This is a genomic window from Lichenicola sp. (assembly GCF_965198575.1).
GTDB lineage: Bacteria > Pseudomonadota > Alphaproteobacteria > Acetobacterales > Acetobacteraceae > Lichenicola.
In genome coordinates this window covers 913,628-936,428 of record NZ_OZ240671.1, presented here as the reverse complement: position 1 = coordinate 936,428, position 22,801 = coordinate 913,628, and the positions used below count along the sequence as shown (strand labels likewise).

Annotated in this window: 18 protein-coding genes; 11 read left to right on the top strand and 7 right to left on the bottom strand. The window is 69.2% G+C overall.

Annotation, left to right across the window (positions count from 1 at the left end; genetic code table 11):
* Window positions 1-145 precede the first annotated feature (145 nt).
* Entirely contained in the window at window positions 146-1,000 is an 855-nt protein-coding gene (locus tag ACOEQ2_RS04425; RefSeq protein ID WP_419730176.1) for an EcsC family protein, read from the top strand.
* 51 nt (window positions 1,001-1,051) lie between these two features.
* Here the strand turns inward: ACOEQ2_RS04425 and ACOEQ2_RS04420 are convergent, their stop codons facing one another.
* Window positions 1,052-1,213, bottom strand: a complete 162-nt coding sequence (locus tag ACOEQ2_RS04420) for a hypothetical protein (RefSeq protein WP_419730175.1) — start codon at window positions 1,211-1,213, stop codon at window positions 1,052-1,054.
* Window positions 1,213-2,229 (bottom strand): 2-hydroxyacid dehydrogenase, encoded by a 1,017-nt coding sequence (locus ACOEQ2_RS04415; RefSeq protein ID WP_419730174.1) that lies wholly within the window; start codon window positions 2,227-2,229, stop codon window positions 1,213-1,215. The genes ACOEQ2_RS04420 and ACOEQ2_RS04415 overlap by 1 nt, the downstream gene beginning before the upstream one ends.
* Window positions 2,230-2,303: 74 nt before the next feature.
* On the opposite strand from ACOEQ2_RS04415, the gene aat reads away from it, so the two are divergent.
* The 4 genes from aat to ACOEQ2_RS04395 all read left to right on the top strand — a co-directional run bounded on the left by aat (window position 2,304) and on the right by ACOEQ2_RS04395 (window position 5,047).
* Window positions 2,304-3,011, top strand: a complete 708-nt coding sequence (aat, locus tag ACOEQ2_RS04410; protein WP_419730173.1) for a leucyl/phenylalanyl-tRNA--protein transferase — start codon at window positions 2,304-2,306, stop codon at window positions 3,009-3,011.
* Window positions 3,012-3,061: 50 nt separating this feature from the next.
* A complete protein-coding gene (locus ACOEQ2_RS04405; protein WP_419730172.1) occupies window positions 3,062-3,811 on the top strand; it encodes a hypothetical protein in 750 nt (249 codons plus the stop codon).
* A complete protein-coding gene (locus ACOEQ2_RS04400) occupies window positions 3,808-4,479 on the top strand; it encodes a hypothetical protein (RefSeq protein WP_419730171.1) in 672 nt (223 codons plus the stop codon). The genes ACOEQ2_RS04405 and ACOEQ2_RS04400 overlap by 4 nt, the downstream gene beginning before the upstream one ends.
* 214 nt (window positions 4,480-4,693) lie before the next feature.
* Window positions 4,694-5,047 carry a hypothetical protein gene (locus ACOEQ2_RS04395; protein WP_419730170.1) on the top strand — a complete coding sequence of 118 codons (354 nt, stop codon included), beginning with the start codon at window positions 4,694-4,696 and terminating at the stop codon, window positions 5,045-5,047.
* A gap of 13 nt (window positions 5,048-5,060) precedes the next feature.
* Here ACOEQ2_RS04395 and ACOEQ2_RS04390 read toward each other — a convergent pair whose 3' ends face one another.
* Window positions 5,061-5,591 carry a peroxiredoxin gene (locus tag ACOEQ2_RS04390; protein ID WP_419730169.1) on the bottom strand — a complete coding sequence of 177 codons (531 nt, stop codon included), beginning with the start codon at window positions 5,589-5,591 and terminating at the stop codon, window positions 5,061-5,063.
* A 38-nt stretch (window positions 5,592-5,629) separates the two neighbouring features.
* Window positions 5,630-8,731 carry a bifunctional [glutamate--ammonia ligase]-adenylyl-L-tyrosine phosphorylase/[glutamate--ammonia-ligase] adenylyltransferase gene (gene glnE / locus ACOEQ2_RS04385; protein ID WP_419730168.1) on the bottom strand — a complete coding sequence of 1,034 codons (3,102 nt, stop codon included), beginning with the start codon at window positions 8,729-8,731 and terminating at the stop codon, window positions 5,630-5,632.
* A gap of 26 nt (window positions 8,732-8,757) precedes the next feature.
* On the opposite strand from glnE, the gene ACOEQ2_RS04380 reads away from it, so the two are divergent.
* From ACOEQ2_RS04380 to ACOEQ2_RS04370, 3 genes are all read left to right on the top strand, one after another.
* Window positions 8,758-12,153, top strand: coding sequence for an AsmA-like C-terminal region-containing protein (locus ACOEQ2_RS04380; RefSeq protein ID WP_419730167.1), 3,396 nt, complete (start codon window positions 8,758-8,760; stop codon window positions 12,151-12,153).
* A gap of 76 nt (window positions 12,154-12,229) precedes the next feature.
* Window positions 12,230-14,359 carry a glycogen debranching protein GlgX gene (glgX, locus tag ACOEQ2_RS04375; RefSeq protein ID WP_419730166.1) on the top strand — a complete coding sequence of 710 codons (2,130 nt, stop codon included), beginning with the start codon at window positions 12,230-12,232 and terminating at the stop codon, window positions 14,357-14,359.
* A gap of 170 nt (window positions 14,360-14,529) precedes the next feature.
* Complete coding sequence (locus ACOEQ2_RS04370; RefSeq protein ID WP_419730165.1) at window positions 14,530-15,027, top strand: hypothetical protein; 498 nt, start codon at window positions 14,530-14,532, stop codon at window positions 15,025-15,027.
* Window positions 15,028-15,049: 22 nt separating this feature from the next.
* On the opposite strand, the gene ACOEQ2_RS04365 is transcribed toward ACOEQ2_RS04370, so the two are convergent.
* Window positions 15,050-16,111: an alpha/beta hydrolase fold domain-containing protein gene (locus tag ACOEQ2_RS04365; protein WP_419730164.1), complete on the bottom strand. Its 1,062-nt coding sequence runs from the start codon at window positions 16,109-16,111 to the stop codon at window positions 15,050-15,052.
* 89 nt (window positions 16,112-16,200) lie between these two features.
* The gene (locus ACOEQ2_RS04360; protein WP_419730163.1) at window positions 16,201-17,241 is read right to left on the bottom strand and encodes a hypothetical protein; all 1,041 of its coding nucleotides are present in this window, start codon (window positions 17,239-17,241) and stop codon (window positions 16,201-16,203) included.
* 84 nt (window positions 17,242-17,325) lie between these two features.
* Here ACOEQ2_RS04360 and ACOEQ2_RS04355 point away from each other — a divergent pair, with 84 nt between their 5' ends.
* Window positions 17,326-18,561 carry a DNA recombination protein RmuC gene (locus ACOEQ2_RS04355; protein WP_419730162.1) on the top strand — a complete coding sequence of 412 codons (1,236 nt, stop codon included), beginning with the start codon at window positions 17,326-17,328 and terminating at the stop codon, window positions 18,559-18,561.
* A gap of 59 nt (window positions 18,562-18,620) precedes the next feature.
* Complete coding sequence (locus tag ACOEQ2_RS04350) at window positions 18,621-19,388, top strand: response regulator transcription factor (protein WP_419730161.1); 768 nt, start codon at window positions 18,621-18,623, stop codon at window positions 19,386-19,388.
* A 12-nt stretch (window positions 19,389-19,400) separates the two neighbouring features.
* Here ACOEQ2_RS04350 and ACOEQ2_RS04345 read toward each other — a convergent pair whose 3' ends face one another.
* Entirely contained in the window at window positions 19,401-20,438 is a 1,038-nt protein-coding gene (locus ACOEQ2_RS04345; RefSeq protein ID WP_419730160.1) for an aldo/keto reductase, read from the bottom strand.
* Window positions 20,439-20,564: 126 nt separating this feature from the next.
* Here ACOEQ2_RS04345 and ACOEQ2_RS04340 point away from each other — a divergent pair, with 126 nt between their 5' ends.
* On the top strand, window positions 20,565-22,001 hold the full coding sequence (locus tag ACOEQ2_RS04340) for an ATP-binding protein (RefSeq protein ID WP_419730159.1): 1,437 nt from the start codon (window positions 20,565-20,567) through the stop codon (window positions 21,999-22,001).
* Window positions 22,002-22,801: the final 800 nt, after the last annotated feature.

Genomic DNA, 22,801 nt, shown 5'->3' with positions numbered 1-22,801 from the left:
CCTGAGCAGGCCGCGGCTCGAGAGGGCCACGGTTCGCCGGCGCCTTTCCGGCTTTCTGCGTCTTCCTGCCATCTCCGTTGCGTCCGATGTGCAGCCTCCGGCCGTTCCGATGCGTTGCGGGCGGAGTAAGCGCAAGGAGAGGCCGATGAGTGGCACCACACGGAGCGAGTTGTCACCGATCAGCGGGGTCGCCTCGATCGGGCTGAGCCCATCGGCGCGCGGCGAGCTGCAACGTGTCCTCGAGCAGCTCGAGTCCGGACGCGGCGTGCTGGTCCGACTGGCCGACCTGATGGGCGGCGCGGTCGGGCAGGCCACACGCCTGGGGGTTCGCGGGCTTGGGCTGGCGCCGGGCCTGCAGGCCAAGCTGCGCGGCGTGGCGGAAAGCGCCATCTCGCGCGCATTCGACCTGGCGGTGGTCGGGCTGAAGCAGCCGGCGACCGCCTCCGCCCTGGCCACGACCGGCCAGCAGCGACGCTGGCGGGGCCATGTCACGCAGGGTGCGGTGGCGGTGTCGGGGGCGCTTGGCGGGTTCGGCGGCGTGGCCGGGCTGCTGCCGGATATCAGCTTCACCACCCTGACGATCATGCGCGAGATTGCCCGGATCGCTCGCGAGGAGGGCGAGGACCTGTCGAGTGCCGACAGCCGGCGCGCCTGCCTCGAGGTGTTCGCGCTGCGGCCGATCGAGGCGTCCGACGAACAGAGCGAGCTCGGCTATTTTTCGGCGCGCGCGGTCCTGCGTGGCCGGCCGGTGGTGATGCTGCTGTCCGAAGTGGCCTCGCATTACGGGCTGGCACTGTCGCGCAAGGTGGCGCTGCAGATGATGCCGGTGGCCGGGGCGCTGTGCGGTGCGTCGCTGAACGCGGCCTTCCTGGCGCATTACCGCTCGCTCGCCCGAGCTCACTTCACCATCCGGCGGCTCGAGCGGACCCATGGCGACGGCGTTCGCGAAGCGGTCGAGGCAATCCGCCACAACCTGGCGGATCGCGTCGCCACCACCTGAGCGGCTCGCCACGTCCGACGACGGCGAGCCGGCGCCGGCCCGGGGGCCACGTCACCCCGGGCGGCGCACCAGCTTCAGGATCGCTGTCAGCGCCGCCAGCGACAGATAGACCAGCATCATCAGCAGGCCGAGGCGGTGCACCAGGTGGGGCAGCAGCAGCCCCAGGGCGCCCGAGATCAGCGCGAACACCGTGAACACCGTGATCATGTACATCAGCGTGTGACCGCATCGAGGGCCGGGCCGCCGGCGCATACGCTGGCGATGTTGTCGAGGGCTCGCATTCCCATGGCGGTGCGGGTCTCGATCGTGGCGCTGCCCACGTGCGGGGTCATGAACAGGCGCGGGTGCTCGAGAAATCGCGGATCGATGTCCGGCTCGTTCCGGAACACGTCGAGCCCCGCCGCCGACAGCCGCCCGGTATCCAGCGCCGCGAACAGCGCCTCTTCGTCGAGCAGGCCGCCGCGCGCCGCATTCACCAGCACCGCCTGGTCGGGCAGCAGCGCCAGTTCGCGGGCGCCGATCAGGTTCTCGGTCTCCGCACCACCCGGCGCATGCAGGCTCAGCACCTGGGTCAGCGGCAGCATCTCGGCGAGGTCCGCGACGTAGCGTGCACCCTGCTCAAGCTCCGGCGCCAGGCGGGTGCGGTTGCAATACAGCACCTGCATGCCGAAGCCGCGGGCCCGCTGCGCCACCGCCCGGCCGATGCGTCCCATGCCGACGATGCCGAGCGTCTTGCCGGCCACCCGGATGCCGAGCAGCTCGGTCATGCCGAGCGGACGGCCCCAGCCGGCCCGGATCACCGCGCCATACTCGCTCGCACGGCGGCAGGCGCCGAGGATCAGCATGAAGGTGAGGTCAGCGTTGCACTCCGTCAGCACGTCCGGCGTGTTGGTGAGCAGGATCCCGCGGCGGGCGAGCGCTTGGCGATCGATATGGTCGTAGCCGACGCCGACATTGGCGATCATCCGCACGCTGTCGGGCAGCGCCTGCACCAGATCGGCCGCCAGCTTCATGCCGACGGTGATCATCAGGGCGTCCGGCCGGAACGCCTGGGTGGCGGCAAGCAGATCGTCGGGCGTCATCGTGATCGCGGGGCGCGGTGGCGCCTGGAACTCGGCCTGCAGGCGTGCTTCCACCAGGGGCGGCATCTCCTGGTTGACGACCACACGCGGGGCGGCCTGGTCGGGATGGGTTGCGGAGGCGGGATGGGGTGCTGAGAAGTGGCTCATGGCGCAGTCCTAGAACCCCGGCGGCGATTCATGAAGGCCTTCTCCCGCCCGCCGGCATACCGCATCATGGGTTCATGCCGAGGACCGCGCCCCCGCTGACGGCCGAGCTGATGCTGCAGGCCTATCGCGTCGGCCTGTTCCCGATGGCGGAGAACCGCGGCTCGACCCGCCTCTACTGGCTCGATCCGGAGATGCGCGGGGTGTTGCCGCTCGACCGCTTCCACCTGTCGCGGCGGCTGCGCCGGACGGTGCTGTCCGACACCTACACGGTGACCGCCGACCGGCAGTTCCAGGCGGTGATCGCCGCCTGCGCCGCACCCGACGAGGGTCGCGAGGAAAGCTGGATCAATCCGGAAATCGAGTGGCTGTTCACCGAACTGCATCGCCGCGGTGCGGCCCACAGCGTCGAGTGCCTGCAGGATGGCGAGCTGGTCGGTGGGTTGTACGGGGTGGCGATCGGGGCTGCGTTCTTCGGCGAGAGCATGTTCAGCCGGGCGCGCGATGCGTCCAAGGTGGCGCTGGTGCATCTGGTGGCGCGGCTGCGGCTCGGCGGCTTCTCGCTGCTCGACACCCAGTTCACCACCTCCCATTTGACCCAGTTCGGCGCCCACGAGATCGCCCGCGCGGAGTATCGACGCCGGCTCGGCGAGGCGGTGTCCGCCGATGCATGCTGGACCGCCGCTCCGGCGCCGGACGCGCTGGCCGGTGCGATCGCCGGGTTGCGAGCCCAGCCGGGAGTGGCCGACGCCTGCGGAACCAATCGGGCGAAGCCGTGTCATTGAATTCGCCGGCCGGGATACCCTCTTCGGCCGGGAGCGAGTGGAGAGTGAGAATGCGTGCAGCCGGGTTCGGATCGCTGTTGCTGCTGACGGGAGCGGCACTTGTCGGGCCTGGCCGGGGTGCCCACGCCCAAGGCATGGCCGGACCGCCCCTGATGCCGAGCCGGGATGTCAGCGTGATCTACAGCGTGCAGCCCGAGGGGGCGCCGCAGCCACAGTCGGTGCATGTCTATTTCCGTGGCGGCGGCGGGCTCATGCGGGTCGACGGGCCGCCCGGTCCGGATGGCGCCAGCCAGGGCGAGATGATCATGGACCGCAGTTCCCGGGTCATGACGGTGGTGCTGAACGGGCCCCGCGTTTTCATGCAGATCCCCGAGCAGGAGGAGGTTCGCTCGCCGTTCGTGCTGGATGCCTCGATGCACTTCACCCAGACCGGAACCGGCACCGTGGCGGGCATCCCCTGCACGCAGTGGTCGATCGTCACGGGCAAGGGCAACGCGGTCGCCTGCGTGTCGGCGGACGGTGTCGTGCTCAGCGAGTCCGGAGTCGACGGCCAGGGCGCGCGCGGCCAGCTGGTGGCGCAGGAGGTCAAATATGGCCCGCTGCCGGAGTCGCTGTTCGTGCCGCCGCCCGGCTTCCAGCGTACGGCGCACCCGGAGAACATGGGCGGCGGCATGAATGGCGGTCCCGGCCAGGGTGGTCCGGCACTGGGCGGCCCGGTCGGAGCGGCGCCCGGGATGATGCCGCAGGGTGGCCCCGGGGCGATGCCGGGCGGCCAGATGGGAGGCGTACCCGGACAGTGACGACGCGGCTGAAGCGTCGGGGGCGCCGACTGGTTCGGGCGGTGGTGCTGCTGGTGTGCGGCGTCGCGGGGCCGGCATTCGCGGACGCGCTGCCGGGTCAGGCTCCCGCGTCCGACGATCCGGCCGATCATCCCTTCGTGGTGCCGCAACATGATGTGGACGTGCTGTACGCGGTTCCGGTGCCGGCAAGCGTCATGCCTCCCAGCGGGTCGGGGCCGGAGCAGATCGCCGGGTTCGTCAGGCAGCGGATGCGGTTCTCCGTGGCCCTGCAACGCCAGCGGGTCGATCCGCCGGGGCCGGGCACCTACATGATCACCGACTACGCATCACGGCACCTGATCATGGTGCAGCCGCAGCAGCGCCTGGCCACGACGGTGCCGGCGCCGGGTGGTCCGATCGCGGCACCCGGTGCGCGCGCCACGGGCCAATATCGGCGGCTGGGCGCGCAGACGGTGGCGGGGCTGGCTTGCACGGACTGGAGCACACGCGACGATTCCGGCAACGAGAGCGTGGTATGCCTGACCCCGGACGGCGTGCTGCTGCGTGCGAACCAGGGCGGACATCTGCTCGTGCAGGCGGTGAGTGCCGCGTTCCTGCCGCAGGACCAGGCAGTTTTCGAGGTGCCGGACGGGTATCGCCTGCAACAGCCACCGAATGCCGCGCGTTGATCCGGCAGCGGTCTGACACCGGACAGACACAACGCTGCCCACGAATAGCCACGCTCGGCGGCGACAGTGGTCCATAGCGGCGAGGACGTCTCGACCGGCGACGGCATCGTCCGCCCGGTCGACGGGCATCGTTACCGCAAGACCCATGCGGGTCGGTGTATCGTCCGTCGCCGCCGTTGAGTTGGGCCGCCGTTCAGTTGGAAGGTATCGCATCATGAGCAACACCCTGCGTCTCTTGCTTGCCGTGCCGGTCCTGGCCGCCGGCCTTGCCACCGTGGCGACCCCGGCGGACGCGCAATGGCATCGCGGCGGCTATCATCGCGGTTACGGCGACTATCGCCACCACGGCGGCCATGGCGGTGCGCTGCTCGGCGGTCTCGCGGCCGGTGCGATCATCGGCGCGATCGGAGCCGGTATCTACGCCAACTCGGCGCCGCCGCCGCCGCCGGTGGTGTATGCCCCACCGCCGCAGGCCTATGCCGCGCCGCCGCCCGGTGCCTACGGGCAGCCCGGCTATCCGCCGCCGGGCTACGCGCAGCCGGGATATTACGGCCAGCCCGGCTACTAGTCGGCGGCTTGCCTCATGCAGGCGACGGCGAGAGTGAAGCTGCCGCCTGCATGACCTCAACCGCATGCCCGGGCACCTTCACCTTGCGCCAGACCCGGGCAATCCGGCCGTCGCCGTCGATCAGGAAGGTGGACCGGTCGATCCCCATATAGGCCCGGCCGTACATCGATTTCTCGACCCAGGCGCCGTAGGCCTCCACCACCGTCCCATCCAGGTCCGAGGCCAGCGGGAAGCCCAGCTTGTGCTTGGCGGCGAAGGCGTCGATCGCCTTCATCGGATCGCGCGAGAGTCCGACGACCGGGATACCGGCCTTCCCCGCGGCGCCACCCAGCGTCGAGAGCGCCTGCTCGAAATCGCAAGCCTCTCGCGTGCAACCGGTCGTGTCCGCCTTGGGATAGAGATAGAGAACGAACGGGCGTCCCTTGAACTGGTCGCGGCTGACGCGTCGGCCGAGGCTGGCGGGGAGATCGAAATCAGGCGCCGGGTCGCCGAGGCCAAGCGCCGGGTTGGAGTTTGCCGGGCCCCGGTCGGCATTTTCAGGCATGATGGTCTCCGGTTTCAGGGGCGGCGGGTCGGGCCTGGTCAGCCTGCTCCGACGGGCCCGACCAGACGCAGGAACAGGGTACGCACGGTGGTGGCAATCCGGTCGCGGTGCAACTCGAGCAGGTCCAGCCCTGCCAGGGGATCACCGCGTTCACGCCCCAGCCCCTGCAGCAGCGCATCCGTGCCGGCCGTGGTGAGCGACGCATGCAGGTCGCGCGGAACCTGCAGCCCGACCAGGATCCGCAACATCCCCTGCAGGCTGCGCCAGAACCGGTCGGCGGCGATCAGGGTGCGCGCGTCGGCGCGGGAGAGCTCTCCCGCCCGGGCCAGTCGCGCCAGGGCGATCCGGGTGGTCGGATGGCGCACCTGCGGATCCGGACTGGCGAGCTGCAGCACCTGGGCGATGAACTCGAGCTCCATCAGGCCGCCCTCGCGCAGCTTCACGTCCCAGGGCCCGTGCGGCGGCAGGTCGCGGGCCAGCCTGCCGCGCATTGCCGCCGCGTCCCGCCGCAGCGTCGTCGCCATGTCGGGGCCGTCGGCAGGGATCTGCGGCGCCGCCGAGAGTGCCGTGGCGATGGCAGCTCCGACCAGCCGGCGCAGGCCGGGCGGTCCGGCAACCACCCGTGCCCGCGACAGCGCCATGCGTTCCCAGCTCCAGGCGTGCTCGGCGTGGTAGCGACGGAACGCGCCGAGCGAGACCGCCACCGGACCCTTGTTGCCGGACGGCCGCAGCCGCATGTCGAGCGCGTAGAGCGGTCCGGCGGTACCGGGAGCGCCGAGGGCAGCGATCAGGGCGTGGACAAGTCTCGTATAGTACTGGCTGGCGGCGATGGACCGGATCGGTGCCGCACCCGGCTGGACGCTGTCGCTGCTGCTGTCGGGATGGTCGTACACCAGCATGAGGTCGAGGTCGGAGCCGTTCATCATCTCGCGCGAGCCGGCCTTGCCGAGTGCGACCACGGCCAGGCCGCCGCCGGGCACCACCCCGTAGCGCAGGCGATGCTCCGCCAGCACGTGCTCGAGCATCCGCACGATGACGTGTTCCGCCAGGCGGGTACGGGCCTGGCCGGCGGCGTCGACATCGAGGCGCGCCTGCATCTGGGCGACCGAGAAGCGGAACTCCTCCCCTCGCACCAGGCGGGTGGCGACCCGGATCGCCTCCTCGACGCTGCCGGCCGCGCGCATCTGCCGGTCCAGGATGTGCCGCAGCGTGCGGTCGGCCTCGCGACCCTCCACCGGCAGCAGCAGGCCCTCAAGCGCTGCCGGAACCTCCGCCAGATGGTCGGCGAGCGCTGCCGACGCCCCCAGGATGGTCACGATGCGGGCGAGCAGAGCGGGATTGCGCCCGAGCAGGGACAGAAGATGCACGCCGGCGGACTGCCGCGACAGCAGCGTGTCGAACCGCAGCAGCGCCACCACCGGATCGCGCTGCCTGGCAAGTGCGTGCAGCAGCGTCGGCATCAGCCCGCGCAGCAGGTCGCGTGCGCGCGGCTGGCGCAGGGCCCGCAGCCGGTCAGCGCGCCAGCCCCGCAGGATGTCGAGCACCTGCGGACCGGCCGGGAAGCCGTGCGCCTGCAGCTGCCCGGCAAGGTCGGGGTCGTCCAGGTCGAATGCGGGGGCGTCATCGGCGATCGCGCTCGGCCGGTCGTCGGTTTCCCCGTCCGGCCCGGTCCTCAGCGCCCCAATCTCGGGCGCCCCAGGCTCAGGTGCCCCAGTCTCAGGCGCCCCAGGCTCCGGCGACATCGACCCACCGGCGCCGAAAATCTGCTGGAAGCTGGCGCGGGTCTGTTGCAGCACCGGCAACAGGGTGGCGGCCAGGGCGGTGCCGTCGGCGTGTCCCATGAACACCGCGAACGCCTCGAACGTCTCGCGCGCGCCCGGCAGGCTGTGGGTCTGGCGGTCGGCCTGCATCTGCAGCCGGTGCTCGACGCGGCGCAGCAGCCGGTAGGCATGGCAGAGCTCCTCGGCCGTCCTGGGCTTCAGGTAGCCGGCATCGGCCAGTCGTCGCAGACCACCGAGTGTGGTGGGATCGCGCAGGACCGGCTCGCGGCCGCCCCAAACCAGCTGCAGGGTCTGGGCGATGAATTCGATCTCGCGGATGCCGCCATGCCCCAGCTTCACGTCGTGACCGAGCAGGGCCGCGACCGGGTCGGCCGCGTCGGCGCCGAACGCGCGCGCGGGCGACGGCTTGTGCCGGTCGATCCGGCGCTTCATGGCGTGGATGTCCTCGATCGCCGCGAAATCGAGGTGCCGGCGCCAGACGAACGGCCTGATCGTGTCGAGGAACGCCTGGCCCGCCGCGACGTCGCCGGCGACCGGACGGGCCTTGGTCATCGCCGCCCGCTCCCAGGTCTGGCCGTAGCTCTCGTAGTAGGTGATCGCCGCCGGCAGCGAGACGGCGGGGGGCGTGGCGCCCGGATCCGGCCGCAAGCGGAGATCGACGCGGAACACGTAGCCATCGGCATCGCGCGCCTCGAGCAGGGCCACGAGGTCGGCTGCCAGCCGGATGAAGCTGCGCCGGCGATCGTCCGACGGGGAGGCGTCGTCCGCGTCCGGCGGGCCAGGGTCGTAGAGCAGCGTCAGGTCGATGTCGCTGGAGTAGTTGAGTTCACGCGCACCGAGCTTGCCCATCGCCAGCACGATGAAGCCGGACCCGCGCGGCGGCCCTGCGCCGATCGCCTGCAGCAGATGCGCCACGGCGACCTGGAGCGACGCTTCCGCCAGCAGGCTGAGGGTGCCGGTGACCTGCTCGAGCGTCCACAGGCTGCCGAGGTCCGCGACGGCGGTGGCCAACGCCACCTGCCGCTTGGCGCGGCGCAGACCGGCGGCGATCTCCGGCCGGGGCGTGGCCGGGCGCAGGCGTCGCAACTGTCGCAAGGCGTCCGCCGCAACCCGGGTCGGGCCGTCACGCAGCAGGCGCTCGAATACGGCGTGATCGCGGCGCGCCAGGTCCGAAAGGTAGGGGCTGTTGCCGCCGAGGCAGGCAATCAGCGCCGCTGCTTCCGGGGGGCGGGCGGCCGCATCGCCCGACGCGGTATCGAGGGACGCGAGGTCGAGGGGCGCCAGGTCGTCCGCAAGGCGGGCGGCGGGTGCCGGATCGGCGGCCGACGGCCAGAGCGCTGGCAGGTGGAAACCGGACATCGCCTCCCCCGGGAAGTGACCGCACGGTGACGCCCGCGGACAAGCCGGGTCAAGCGGGTGCGGTGGCTTTGGCTGCGGCGCGAGTGCCCGCGCGCGCTCCGGCCCGTGCCCTGCGGCGGCGCGCCGGCGGCACCGGATCGCTGCTGCGGATCGTGCTGCGTGTGCTGGTGCGACCGCTGCTGGCGGTGCTGGTGCTCGGCGTGCTGGCGATCTTCGGCTTCGCGCTGCGGCTGTCCGCGGGTCCGGTCGACGTGACCTGGCTGGTGCATATCGTCACGCCGCTCTCCCTCGGGGGCGGCAGCGACGGTCGTGGCGGACACACTGCGCCGCTCGGCTACCTCGAGGTCGGCCGCGCGCAGCTTGCCTGGAACGGGCTGCATGACGGCACCTCGCTGCCGATCCTGATCCGGCTCGAGGACGTCTCGATCCGGCGCAACGGGGGCGTCATCGTCGATCACCTCGACCAGGCGCGGATCAGCCTGCTTGCGGCCCGGCTGCTGCGCGGGCAGCTGGCGATCAGCGACATCGGGGTTGCCGGGGCCAGGCTGCATCTGGCGCGCGACAGCGAGAACGGGCTGAACCTGGGGTTGGGTCCGCCGCATGCCCGGGAGGCCACGGGGAATTCCGGGCCCGCGCTGGACTGGAGCGCGCTGAGCCGGGTGCAGGTCTCCGACATGCAGCTCAGGGTGCACGACCTGGTCGTCGGCCAGGACTGGAGCGTCCGTGACGTCGAGATCGACCTGCGCCCCTCGGGGCTCGGGTCCCGGAGCGACGAGCGCGGCATCGTCGGGCAGTTCCAGGCGGCGCTGCTGATGGGCGGCCACCGGGCCTTGCTGCGCGGACACGGCAGCACAGCGCCGGCGGGTGCCGATCCGGGCGACGTGGCGTGGCATGTCCGGCTGGATTCCGTGGTGCCGTCGGAGCTTGCGGCCGCATTGCCCGTGCTGGCGCCGCTGCGGTCGTTGGCGCTGCCGATCGCGCCGGTGCTGGACGTGACCTTCGCCAACGGGCCGGGGCGCTTCATGGAGCCGGTGCGGGCCAACGCCTGGCTGCTGCTCGGACATGGCGAGATCCGCGCTGGCACGGACGCGATCAGGATCGGCTCCGGCGTCGTGCGGCTGGACGCGAACCTGCCGGACTCGCTCGACGGCGGCCTGCAGCTGCGGCTGCAAGAGGCGGAACTGCAGCTTCGCGATGGGCATGACCAGGACCTGGCGGCCACCGGCCCCGAGATCGATGCACATGGCAGCCTGACGCTCGACCGGCTGGATGACGCACGGCACATCGGCGCGGTGCTGGATGTGAGCGCGCCGCGGATCGGTTTCGACAGCCTGGCGCAGTACTGGCCGAGTTCGGCGGCGGTCGGGGCGCGTCGCTGGATCACCACCAACATCACCGGCGGCGAGGCGGTGGGCCTGCATGTCGAGAGCCGGCTGGCGAGCGAGCATGGCTGGGGCGGGCTGGCGGAGACCGATCGCACCGGCGGCTTCGATGCCGACGGGCTGACACTGTGGTGGCTACGGCCGATCGCGCCGCTGCAGGACATGCAGGCGCGGCTGACCTTCCAGGGGCCGGACGCGCTGCTCGTCACGTCGCCGCACGCGGTGATGCCGGTGGTGATGCCGGCCCGCAAGAGCGGCGGCCCGGTGATCACCCACCGGATCGCGGTGTCGGCCGGTTCGATGCGGATCACCGGGCTGGAGGGGCACGACCAGGTCGCCACCATCGGCGCGCATCTGTCGGGCGACCTGGGCGACCTGCTGACCGAGCTCGCAAACCCACGGCTGCGGCTGCTGTCGCAGCATCCGCTCAGCTTCAGCGACCCGTCCGGCCATAGCGACACCGACTTCACCCTGGTGCTGCCGCTGGACGACAAGGTGAAGGTCGAGCAGCTGAAGGTGACCGCGCGCTCGCAGATGACCGCCGTGCATCTCGGCAATGTCGCAGCCGGGCGCGCGCTCGATGATGGGCGGCTGTCGCTGTCGGCCACCACCGACGGGATGTCGCTCGCGGGCACCGGACGGATCGGGGGCATTGCCGCCAAGCTGCAGTACGGCATGGATTTCCGCACCGGACCCCCCTCCCAGGTCACCGAGGAGGCGAAAGCGGATGGCGTCGTCACGACCGCCGCGTTGAGCCGCGAGGGGCTCGATCCGTCCGGCAACGTCGAGGGCAGCGGCCACCTCGCGGTCGGCTACAAGGCGCAGCGGGACGGGCACTCCACGATCTCGCTCGGGTTGGACCTGACCGATCTCGAAGTGTCCACTCAGGTCTGGGCGAAGCCGCGTGGGCGGCCGGCGCAGGCGTCGGCGGTGATCGGGCTGGAGCATGGCCGGCTGGCCTCGATCGAGCGGATCCACGCCACCGGACCCGGGCTCGAGGTGGACGCGCGGGCGGCGATCACCGGAGGTCGCGCCCGCCAGGTCGTGGTGGGGCATTTCGTGCTCGGCCGCAGCAGTGGCGTCGGACGGGTGGATCTGCCTGCGCCGGCATCCCAATCGGGGCCGGTGGCGCCGATCCGGGTCAGCGCGCGCGGGCCGGTGCTGGATCTCTCGGCACTCGTGGGGGGCACCCGGCGGACACTGCCAAATGCCGCTACGCCTTCCCCACCGGCGCCGAAACGTGGACACGAGGCAGCCGCGCGGCAATCGTCGAAGCGTCCCGCACCCGCCCCGCCGCAGCCGTGGGTCGCGGATCTCGCCTTCGGCCGGGTCTATGTCGATCACGACACCGCGCTGTCAGGGGTGTCGGCGTATCTGCAGGATGATGGGCGGCGGATCGAGCAGGCGCGTATCGACGCCACCGGGCCGACGGCGATGTCGGTCAGTCTGGCGCCGGCGAAGGGTGGCCGGCACCTGCATGGAACCGCGGCCGACACCGGAGCGGCGCTGCGCGCACTCGGCGTGACCGATGCGCTGTCAGGCGGTCCGTTGCGGCTGGAGGCGGAGGTCGGTGATGCGATGGAGCTGGCCGGGAGCGTCGAGATCGGCCGCTTCGTGGTGCTCGACGCGCCGCTGGCCGCCCGCATCGTGCGCAACCTGTCGATCTATGGCTGGCTCACGGCGCTGCCGACGCCGCAGCTGGCCGTCGACCGGCTGGTGGCACCGTTCACCCTGAATGACCAGGTGGTGACGCTGACCGACGCGCAGGCGCATAGTGCGGCCCTCGGCGTCACGCTGCACGGGCCGATCGATCTCAAGCGGCGGAGCCTCGACCTGAAGGGGACCGTAGTGCCGGCCTGGGCGGTGAACCAGCTGCCCGGGCGACTGCCGGTGGTCGGACACCTGTTCAGTCCGGAGAAGGGCGGCGGACTGCTCGCGGCGACGCTCAGCATCAAGGGAAAGCTGTCGGCACCCGACGTGCATGTCAACGCACTCGCGGCGCTGGCGCCCGGCATCCTGCGGCGGCTGCTGTTCGAGTAGGCGCAACCGGATCCGACGTTGCGGCTTTTGACCCCGGAGGCGTGTGCGTCGGCGCCGCTCCGGCAGGGAGACCTCGATGAGCAGACGCATTCTTCGAACCCCGCGGATCTCCGAGGGGCTGCCGTTCCCGCTCGGGGCGACATGGGACGGGCTCGGCGTCAATTTCGCATTGTTCTCGGCGAATGCGACGAAGGTCGAGTTGTGCCTGTTCGATCCGGCCGGCAAGCAGGAAATCGCCCGCATCGAGTTGCCGGAATATACCGACGAGGTCTGGCACGGATATCTGCCGGATGCGCGCCCGGGGACGGTGTATGGCTACCGCGTGCACGGGCCGTATGCGCCGGATGCCGGCCATCGCTTCAATCCGAACAAGCTGCTGCTGGATCCGTATGCGCTCGCTCATGTCGGCGAGTTGCGGCACGCGCCGGAGATCTTCGGATACGAGCTCGGTCACGCGGATGGCGACCTGTCGTTCAGCACCTCCGACAGCGCCGCGTTCGTGCCGAAATGCCGGGTGATCGATCCGGCCTTCACCTGGGGCCGCGACCGTCGGCCGAAGGTGCCATGGGAGCGCACGATCTTCTACGAGACGCATGTGCGCGGCTACACCATCCGGCACCCGGCCCTGCGGTTCGGCCAGGGCGGCACCTTCGTGGGGCTGGCCGCAGAGGAGGTGGTGGCGCACCTGAAGGATCTCGGCGTCACCTCGATCGAGCTGCTGCCGATCCACATGTTCGCCGACGAAGGCCACCTGGCGGCGAACGGTCTCAGCAACTACTGGGGCTACAACACGCTTGGATTTTTCGCACCCGACCCGCGTTATGCGTCGGGTGTCGGCAGCCACGTCTCGGAATTCAAGGCGATGGTGGCGCGGCTGCACGAGGCCGGGCTCGAGGTCATTCTCGACGTGGTCTATAACCATACCGCGGAAGGCAACGAGCAGGGTCCGACGCTGTCGTTCAAGGGTATCGACAACGCGTCGTATTATCGGCTGCTGCCCGGGCAGGAACGCTACTACATCAACGACACCGGCACCGGGAATACGCTGAACCTCAGCCACTCGCGGGTGCTCCAGATGGTTACCGACAGCCTGCGCTACTGGGTGCAGGAAATGCATGTCGACGGGTTCCGCTTCGATCTCGCGACAATCCTCGGGCGCGAGAGCTACGGTTTCGACGAAGGCGGCGGGTTCCTCGATAGTTGCAGGCAGGATCCCGTGCTGTCTGACGTGAAGCTGATCGCCGAGCCGTGGGATTGCGGCCCCGGCGGCTACCAGGTCGGCGGATTTCCTCCAGGCTGGGCGGAATGGAACGACCGCTACCGCGATACGGTGCGCGCGTTCTGGCGCAGCGAGGCGTCGGTGGCGGAACTGGCGCAGCGACTCTGCGCGTCGGCGGACAAGTTCAACCGGCGGGGCAGGCGGCCCTGGTCGACGGTGAATTTCATCACGGCGCATGACGGCTTCACGCTGCACGACGTGGTGTCCTACAACGACAAGCACAACGAGGCGAACGGCGAGAACAACCAGGACGGCACCTCGAACAATTCGAGCTGGAATTGCGGTGCCGAGGGCGAGACCGACGACCCGGTGGTGAACTCCTTGCGCGACCGGCAGATGCGCAATCTGATGGCGACGCTGCTGCTCAGCCAGGGCACGCCGATGATCCTGGCGGGCGATGAATTCGGCCGCACCCAGGCCGGCAACAACAACGCCTACTGCCAGGACAACGATATTTCGTGGGTCGATTGGAGCAGGCTGGACAAGTTCTCCAATTTCTACCAGTTCGTCCGGCGGCTGATCCGCCTCAAGAACGACTATCCGATCCTGCGCCGGCAGCGCTTCATGACCGGGGATTTCGATGAGGATCTGGGTGTGCGCGACGTCACCTGGATCAACTGCACGGGCGAGGTGATGCGCCCGCAGGACTGGGAAAATCCGCTGGTGCGCTCGCTGGGGATGATGATGGACGGTCGCGCAAAGACCAGCGGAATTCGCAGGCCGGGCACGGATGCGACGTTGCTGATGGTGCTGAACGGCAACCATGACAGCATCGAGTTCATCATGCCGCCGGCGAGTGGCGGCATGCATTGGCACCTGATCCTGGACACCAACCGACCCAGCCTGACCTCGGGACGCGCCTACGCGATCGGCACCAGCAGCGAGATCGTCGGGCGCTCGCTGATGCTGTTCAAGCTGGAGAGTTGACCAGATCCCGCTCGTTGGTGATGGCAGCGGCGGGGAGGCGGCGATCGGATATTGGGGTCGGCCTGGCGGCGTCGGCTTCAACAAAAAGGCTTCGGCCCTGCCTGGAAGCACGCGGATCTGCTGCGAGTGGACTGCCCTGCCGGATCGGCTCCGACTCTCTGGGCATCCTCATGAGAAAGCTGGCGAGCTTCGTTTTCGGCAGCCTTCTTGCTGCTGGAAGCGCGCCGGCTTCAGGTCGCGGGCTGACGGTTCTGTCGCTCGATCCTCACGCATCGCGATCGGTCGTCGCAGGCTATGCGATCTATCTGGGCGGGCCGGACGACGCAAAGGCGCCGCGTGCCTGGCAGGGGCCGATCCGAATCACCAGCCCGGGAAAGCCGGCATGCACGGTCAGTGACGACGTCTCGATCATCGAGAAGCCTTTGAGCCTGGTCGCCGGTCACCTGCTCTACGTGACGACCTATTCCGGCAACGAAAACAGGGTCTATGTCGTCAAGGCGGACGATTGCAGCCTGGCGTGGACGAGTGCCCGGTTCGTCGGGCGCCCACGTATCATCGGTGCGATATTGAAGCTTCCCGGACGTCATCAACTAACGATCGATGCCGCGGGGATCCCGGAGAACCAGAAAGCCGGCAAGGACGTCGGAGACACCGCCCGCAACGGATAACTCCGCTGCGGGCGGCCGGGACCTACTTGCCCAGGTGCTTGTCGAAGAAGGTCGCGATCTCGGTGAAGGCTTCCTTGCTCTCCGGCACGCGGTCGTCGAACTGATACTGCGCGTGCGACTGGCCCTCATACACTTCCAGGTCCGCTTCGACGCCGGCGCGGTGCAACGCACGGTGCACGCGGACGGTGTTGCTCAGCAGCAGGTCGCGCGTGCCGGTGGTCAGGATCGTCGGCGGGAAACCGTGCATGTCGCCATACACCGGCGAAATCAACGGATCCTTCAGGTCATGGCCCTTGGCATAGACGACCGTCGCCGCCTGGCAGAAGCCCGTGGGAGACACGAGAACGTTGTCGACCAGCTTGTTGGTGTAGAAGCTGTCCCCGACCATCGTCGCGTCCGACATCGGCGTGCCGGATGCGAGGGCGCCCGGCATCGGAAGGCCGAGCTGCCTGGCGCGCAATGCCACCTCAAGGGTCAGTGCGCCGCCAGCCGAGGTGCCGAAGACTCCGATATTCTTCGGGCTCATGGTCTTCAGGAGCGACTTGTAAACGGTGATGGAGTCATCGATCGGTGCCGGATAATAGGCCTCCGGCGGCATCCGGTAGTCGGGCATCACCACCTTGATGTGGCCGAAACCGGCCATCATGATCGCCTCGGTCGCACCGGTTTCGCCCGGGAACAGCACGTAGCAGCCGCCATGCTCGTGGATCAGCACGCGGTTGGCATTCTCCGGCGCGATCACGTCGGGGGTGAGGGTGTAAACCCGCACGCCGTCGATGACCGAGTGCTCCATCTTGACGTTCAGGCGCTGCAGCTCAGCCGGAATGCCGGCATTGATCTTGATCGCCTGGTGATCGGCGAATTTCCGCCACTCTGCGCCGGTGTGGAACTGGTCGTTCCAGGCCGGGTTGAGCGGGGCCGCAATGAATTTCTGCATTCCCGGGCTGACGTCTGCCGTCGGCACCTGCAGCGTCTTGGCAGGTACCTGACGCGGGGTGAGTGTCGCGTCGTCGGCATGGGCGGGCAGGGAGGCGACGATCAACGCGCCGGCAAGCGCCAACGGCGCCGCGAGTTTAGTCTGCATGCGTTTCATGGACATCCATCCGTTATTTTCTTGGACGCGGCCCAGCCTAGAGACCCGCCAATGGTTGCGCTACCACGTGACGTCGCTTTTCACCGCAAATTGTCGTGGTCGTTGCCGATTATCTGTATTTCCGGTCGTGCCGGGTCGTAGATCGCCGCCAGCGCCTCGGCCGACGTCAGCATCGCCGCCTGGTCGTGGCCGATGCCGGGCACCTCGTGCAGCTGCTGGCGCAGGTCTGACGGGTGCCGCAACTGCAGGTACCGGAAATAGGCCCGGCCGCGGTCGACATGGTCGGGACCCTGCGCCTCGGCCGCACAGCTCTTGTCGAGGGCCCCGAGATCCGGGTCGGTGTCGCGGGTGCCCAGCAGATAGGTCACCTCACGGCCGACATAGCGAGCTTCGAGACCACCTGCCGAGGCCGCCCCGGGATCGATCGGCAGGTCCTGCAGGCCGTATTTCCAGCGGTCGAAGCCGGGGCACGCGCCGGCCGGGTAGGGCGAGAATCCGCCATCCGCAGCAGGCCGGTCCGGGCTGAAATAGGCGTAGGACGAGGCGTTGGCGATCACGAACCGCAATCGGGTCCCGGCTGGTGCCGCATGTGCCAGCACGGCATAGCGCTGGACGAACTGGCCGCCGCCGGAGTGGCCCACCAACACGATCGTGACGAGGCGCGGAAACCGGTTCCGGTCCGACAGCCGGGCGATGATGGCGTCCATGAGCGTGAACGAGCCGATGGGTGCGGGGGCATCCGCATCCTGGCCGTCCATCCAGTCGTTGCGATGCCAGCGCAGGTCGTCGGCGCCCACCGGGTCGGTATCGCGCGGAAAGTCCGGGGTGATCAGCAGCGTGTCGGCAGCGGGCGGCGATCCGGGCCTGGCGGATGCCGCGGCCAGCCCGGCCTCGGCGACGCGGTCGGTGGCCAGCACGTCGCGGTTCTGGCCGTGGATGGTGATGACCGCCCGGGTGACATCCGGCAGCGGTCTCGACCAGTCCTGCGACACGATGAGCCGCAGCGTGCCACCGCCCCTCGGCCCCGACACCCCGATCGAACCCTCCAGGGCTGCGGCGGGAGCGGCGACGACCGACAGGATCAGGAGCGCCGGCATGATGCGGGAGAGGGCGTGGATCATGCCGCCTCGTAGCACGCGGATCGCGGCCGCCGATTCCGACCCCCGGGGCGGTCCGACTCGGGGGACGCTGCTAGGCCTGCCGTCATGTCGTTCGATCTTCTCGGCCTGTTGGCCGCTGCCGGCGCGATCGCGTCGCTCGTCGTCTCCCTGCTGGTGCTGCGCCTGGTGCTGCTGGCCGCCGCCCGCGAGGACCATTCCATCGACCAGCTGGTGCATCTGGAACGCGAGATGGGCGACCGGCTCGGCCGCATCCGGCTGGAGATGGAGGAGCGGCTCGGTGGCCTGACCACCATCATCGCGCGCGAGCAGGGCGAGGCCAGGCTGGCGCTGTCGGCGGCGTTGCGAGAGATGTCGGAGCAGAGTGCGGCGCGGCTGTCGGCGATCCAGGCCTCGGTCAACGAGCAGCTGCACGCCGCGGTCGAGAAGCAGATGCAGACCAGCTTCCAGCGCGTGCTCGAGCAGTTCGCCTCGGTGCAGAAGGCGATGGGCGAGGTCGGCGCGATGACCGCGCAGATCGGCGACCTGAAGCGGCTGTTCTCCAACGTGAAGACCCGCGGCGGCTGGGGCGAGGCGCAGCTGCGGGCGATCCTCGACGACGTGCTGCCGGCCGGCGCCTACGAGACCAACCGCAAGCTCAGCGACACCAGCTCGGAGGTGGTGGAGTTCGCGGTGCGGATGCCGATGCGCTCGACCGGAGGGGGTTCTCGCGGGGCAGGGGCCAGGGGTGACGGGCCGCCGGTGCTGGCGATCGATTCCAAGTTCCCCACCGAGGCGTACGAGCGGCTGCTGGCCGCCGTGGATGCCGTAGATCCCGAGGCCGAGCGGGGTGCGCGCCGCAACCTGGAGGCGTCGATCCGGCTGGAGGCGCGCAAGATCGCCGCCAAGTACATCCTGCCGCCGGTGACCGTCGAGTTCGCCGTGCTCTATCTGCCGACCGACGGGCTGTATGCGGAAGTGGCGCGGATCCCCGGGCTGGTCGACGAGATCGGCCGCACCTCGCACGTGCTGATCATGGGGCCGAGCCTGATCCCGGCGCTGCTGCGCACCATCCATCTCGGCTACGTCACGCTGTCGCTGGAGGAGAAGGCCGAGACCATCAGCCACCTGCTCGGCGCCACCCGCCAGGAGATGATCCGCATGGACCAGGTGCTGGAACGGCTCGGCCGCAACGCCGCCTCGATGGCCAACGTGATCGAGGAGGCGCGCCGGCGCACCCGGGTGGTCGGGCGGCGGCTGCGCGAGGTCGAGGTGGTGGACCCGGAGGCGGCGGCGTTGCTGCTCGAGCTGGACCCCGATCCGGAAGAGCTTTCGCCGAATTGAGACGGCGGCCGTCGTCGAATTGATTGGCCAGCCGCCACCGTCCCACCCATCTGCAGGACATGCCTGCTTCTCTGGACAAGCCCGCATCGCCGCACCCGGACGAGGACGCCGTCGGCCGCAGCCATGCCGGCCAGCGGCGTGTGCTCCTGGTCGAGGACGATGCGCGCATCGCCCAGGACGTGCTCGAGGACCTCTCGATACGCGGTTTCACGGTGACCCACGCCGGCACCGGGCCGGCCGCGCTGGAGCTCGGGCTGGCGGGCGGCTTCGACGTGCTGGTGCTGGACCGGCTGCTGCCCGGGCTGGATGGCCTGGCGGTGCTGGAGCAGCTGCGGGCCGCGGGGGTCGGCATGCCGGTGCTGGTGCTGAGTGCGCTATCGGCGGTGGATGACCGGGTGAGCGGGCTCAAGGCGGGCGGCGACGACTACCTGACCAAGCCGTTCGCCATGGAGGAACTGGCCGCCCGGCTGGACGCGCTGCTGCGGCGGCCACGGGAGCCGGCGGAGGCGCGTGAGACCGTGCTGCGGGCGGGTCCGATCGAGATGGACCTGATCGAGCGCCGGGTTCGCCGGGCGATGCGGGCGGTGGATCTGCTGCCGCGCGAGTTCCGGCTGCTGGAATACATGATCCGCCGGCCGAACCAGGTGCTGACCCGCGACATGCTGCTGGAGGATGTCTGGCACTACCGGTTCATTCCGCAGACCAACCTGGTCGACGTGCATATCGGCAAGCTGCGCCGCAAGATCGATCCCCCGGACGAGACGCCGCTGATCCACAGCATCCGCGGCGCCGGCTTCATGCTGCGGGTCAACGACGACACCGCCTGACGGCGCTCGCGGTCACTCCATGACGGGTGCGAGTTGCTGCACCGCCTCGACCTCGTCGCCGAGCCACTCGGCCGACTTGGCGGTGCCGTCGAAGGTGGCGCTGGTCTTGAACAGCTCGTACTTGCCCTCGAGCGCATAGGGCCGGCTGCGCGACAGCAGCTCGGCAACGCCGGCCTTGTCCATCGGCTGGAAGCTGCGCACCGCCTCGAAGGCCTGGTCGAGATCGCGCCTGTTCTGGATGCCGGTGATGACCACCGAGGTCGGCAGGTTCAGCGAGTAGTGCAGATACTCGATCGGCCTGATCGGGGCGTCGCTCTTCAGCAGCACGCCGTCGCCGAAGCTCTTCATCCCCAGCACCGCGATCCCGTGCCCGACCAGATACGGCAACACCCCGTGCGCGAAGCTGCGGAAATGCGCGTCCATGATGTTGAGCGGCATCTGCACGGCATCGAAGTGGAACCCGTGCTCCTCTGCGACCGCCAGCATCTGGAGATGGATGCGCGGATCCTTGTGCCCGGTAAATCCGATATGGCGCAGCTTGCCGGCCTGTTTCGCCTCGACCAGCGCCTCCATCGCACCGCCCTCGGCGAACACCCGGTCGGGATCGTCGAAGCGGATGATCTCGTGGTGCTGCACCAGGTCGATGCGGTCGGTGCGCATCCGCATCAGCGACGTGTCGATCTGGCGCGCGGCTTCCTGTTTCGTGCGGCCGTCGATCTTGGTCATCAGATAGACCTTGTCGCGGTATTCGGCCTGGGAGAGCGCGGTCCCGACCCGCAGCTCGGAGCGGCCCTCGTTGTAGTCCCAGCAGTTATCAATGAAGTTGATGCCGCGATCGACGCCCTCGTGCACGAGCCTGACCGCCTCGTCGTCGGTCAGCACGCTCTTGCCGAGATGGAAGCCGCCCATGCCGATCGCCGAGATCATCTCGTCGGTTGTACCGAAGCGCCGGTACAGCATGTCGCCACGCCGCTCGCCCGGATCGGTCACGAACAGCAGGTCGGCCGGGTCGGCGACGCGGCTCACGGGCAGCACGGGGGTATTGGGCATCGGGGCGATCTCCTGACGGGCGGGCAAGGGTATCTCGCCAACGGCTGCCGGTTGTGCGGGTTCGCCATCCTGGGCTCGAGCCGGCGCCAGGGAGACAGCGCCCGCGATCCGCGATACCAGCCGGGGATGCGGCGCCTCCTGCCAGACATGTTCTCGACCGCGGCATTCCGGCTGACGCTGGGTGCCTGCGTGGTGCTGGCCGGCGTAACCGTGCTGCAGTTCGCGCTGATCTACTGGCGCACCACGGCCTACGAGGTGGAACGCGCCGACCGGCTGCTAGACCGGGAGGCGGCACTGATGGCCGCCGAACCCGCCCCCGACCTGCAGGAGCAGATGCGGCTCTGGGCCAGTACCGACCTGCGCCTGCTGGTCACCGCGGCCGGGCTGTTCGATGCCGACCGGCAGCCGATCGCCGGTAATCTGACGGTGTGGCCGGAGACGCTGCCGGTGGATGGCGCGATCCGCGAGATCACCGTGCATCCGATCGACCAGGGCGTGCGCACGATCCGTGCCGAGGCGCTGCCGGTGGCGGGCGGCCGGGTGCTGGTGATCGGCCGCGGCCTGCGCGACCTGCAGCAGATCCGCAGCATCGTGCTGCAGGCGCTGGAGACCTGCCTGATCCCGGCGCTGGCCTTCTCGCTGCTGGCGGGGATCTGGCTCAGTCGGCGGGCGCTGGTGCGGGTCGACCGGATCCACCTGGCGATCGACCGCATCATGCAGGGCGGCCTGCACGAACGCCTGCCGGTCGGGCGCCATGGCGGCATGCCGATGGCGGCCGGGGCGGCGCTGATGCCGGCGCGCGCGCATGACGAGATGGAGCGGCTGGCGGTCAGCGTGAACCGGATGCTGGACCGGCTCGAGCAGCTGCTCGACGAGATCAAGGGCGTCGGCGACGACATCGCGCACGACCTGCGCACGCCACTGGCCCGGGTGCGTGCCGGCCTCGACCGCACCAGGCTGCGTCCGGCCGAAAGTGCCGGGCAGGCCGTGGTGGCCCAGCAGGCGGCGATCGACCGGGCGATCCTGGATCTCGACCAGTGTTTCGCGATCATTACCGCCCTGCTGCGGATCGGCGAGATCGAGAGCGGGCGCCGGCGGGGCGGCTTTGCGTCGGTCGATCTGCGGCAGATCGCGGCCGACATCGTCGAGCTCTACGAGCCGGTGGCCGAGGCTGCGGGCAATGAGCTCGTGCTGGTTCCGGGTGCGGCGGTGATGCTCGCCGGCGACCGCGACCTGCTGATCGAGCTGGCCGCGAACCTGGTCGACAACGCGATCAAGTTCACGCCCTCGGGTGGGGTGGTCAGCGTTGTGGCCGGGCACCTGGATGGCCGGGCCGTGCTGCGCGTGGTCGATACCGGCATCGGGATTGCGGTGTCCGAGCAGCAGGCGGTGCTGGGGCGCTTCTATCGGTCCGACAAGAGCCGGCATATCGGCGGCAGCGGCCTGGGATTGAGCCTGGTCGCCGCCATTGCCCGGCTGCATTCGGCGCAGATCGTCATGTCGACCGGCGCCGGTGTCGGCGACCGGCCGGGCATGGTGTTCGAGGTGATTTTTCCGGCTTGAGCGGTTTCTGCCGATCGACGAGCCCGTTGCCACCCAGGGCTGAAACGAAGCCGATCATGCTCTGGATATTGCAGCCTATCTCAACTCGAAGCTGCAGTGGATTTGACCAAGCGGCAGCCATCATTGGACGGGTAAGGGCTCCAGCGCTTACCCCAGATGGACGCGGATGGACGACAATAGTATCGGCTTGTTCCACCAGAAGACACGACAGTCTTCATGAAAGCCAGGCCTTCGACATTTGCCCGCTGCTGCAGGTCGGAATCGTTGGAAAGGTCGGGGACTTTTACATGACACGCATGTGCGTCTTCTGCCAACGTATTGTTGGTGCCGACAGGAAGTTCCGCTATCTGTTGCCGCATACACGCGACGTCGGATGTCCCTCGATTGCCGCTCCTGGTAGACGAACACTGTGTGAGCAGCAACGTGAGGAAAACCAGAGAGGCGTTTTTCGCGACCGATTCAAAAAATGTTCTGTCCGGCATAGAATCTCCCGAAGCTGCGAATAGACGTTCACACGATTTCAAATATAGGCAGGTCGGAATGCCGGCAGCCTCGACAGGGTCATGACTGAGCCCTCCTCTGTCGAAGCCGGCCGCCTCACTCAGTCCAGCCTAGTCTTTACTCGAGACGCAACGCAATCTGATCTTGCCCCCGACGTGCCCTCATCCATGAACAGGATCCTAATCCAGTGAGCCGCTGCTCGCGGTCGGTTGCAGAGGCCGCTGGATAAGGCCGTTCGGGCTCCTGTGCGGGATGCTGTGGTTGCTTGGGACGGTTGATCATGAAGGTTGTCGACTTCG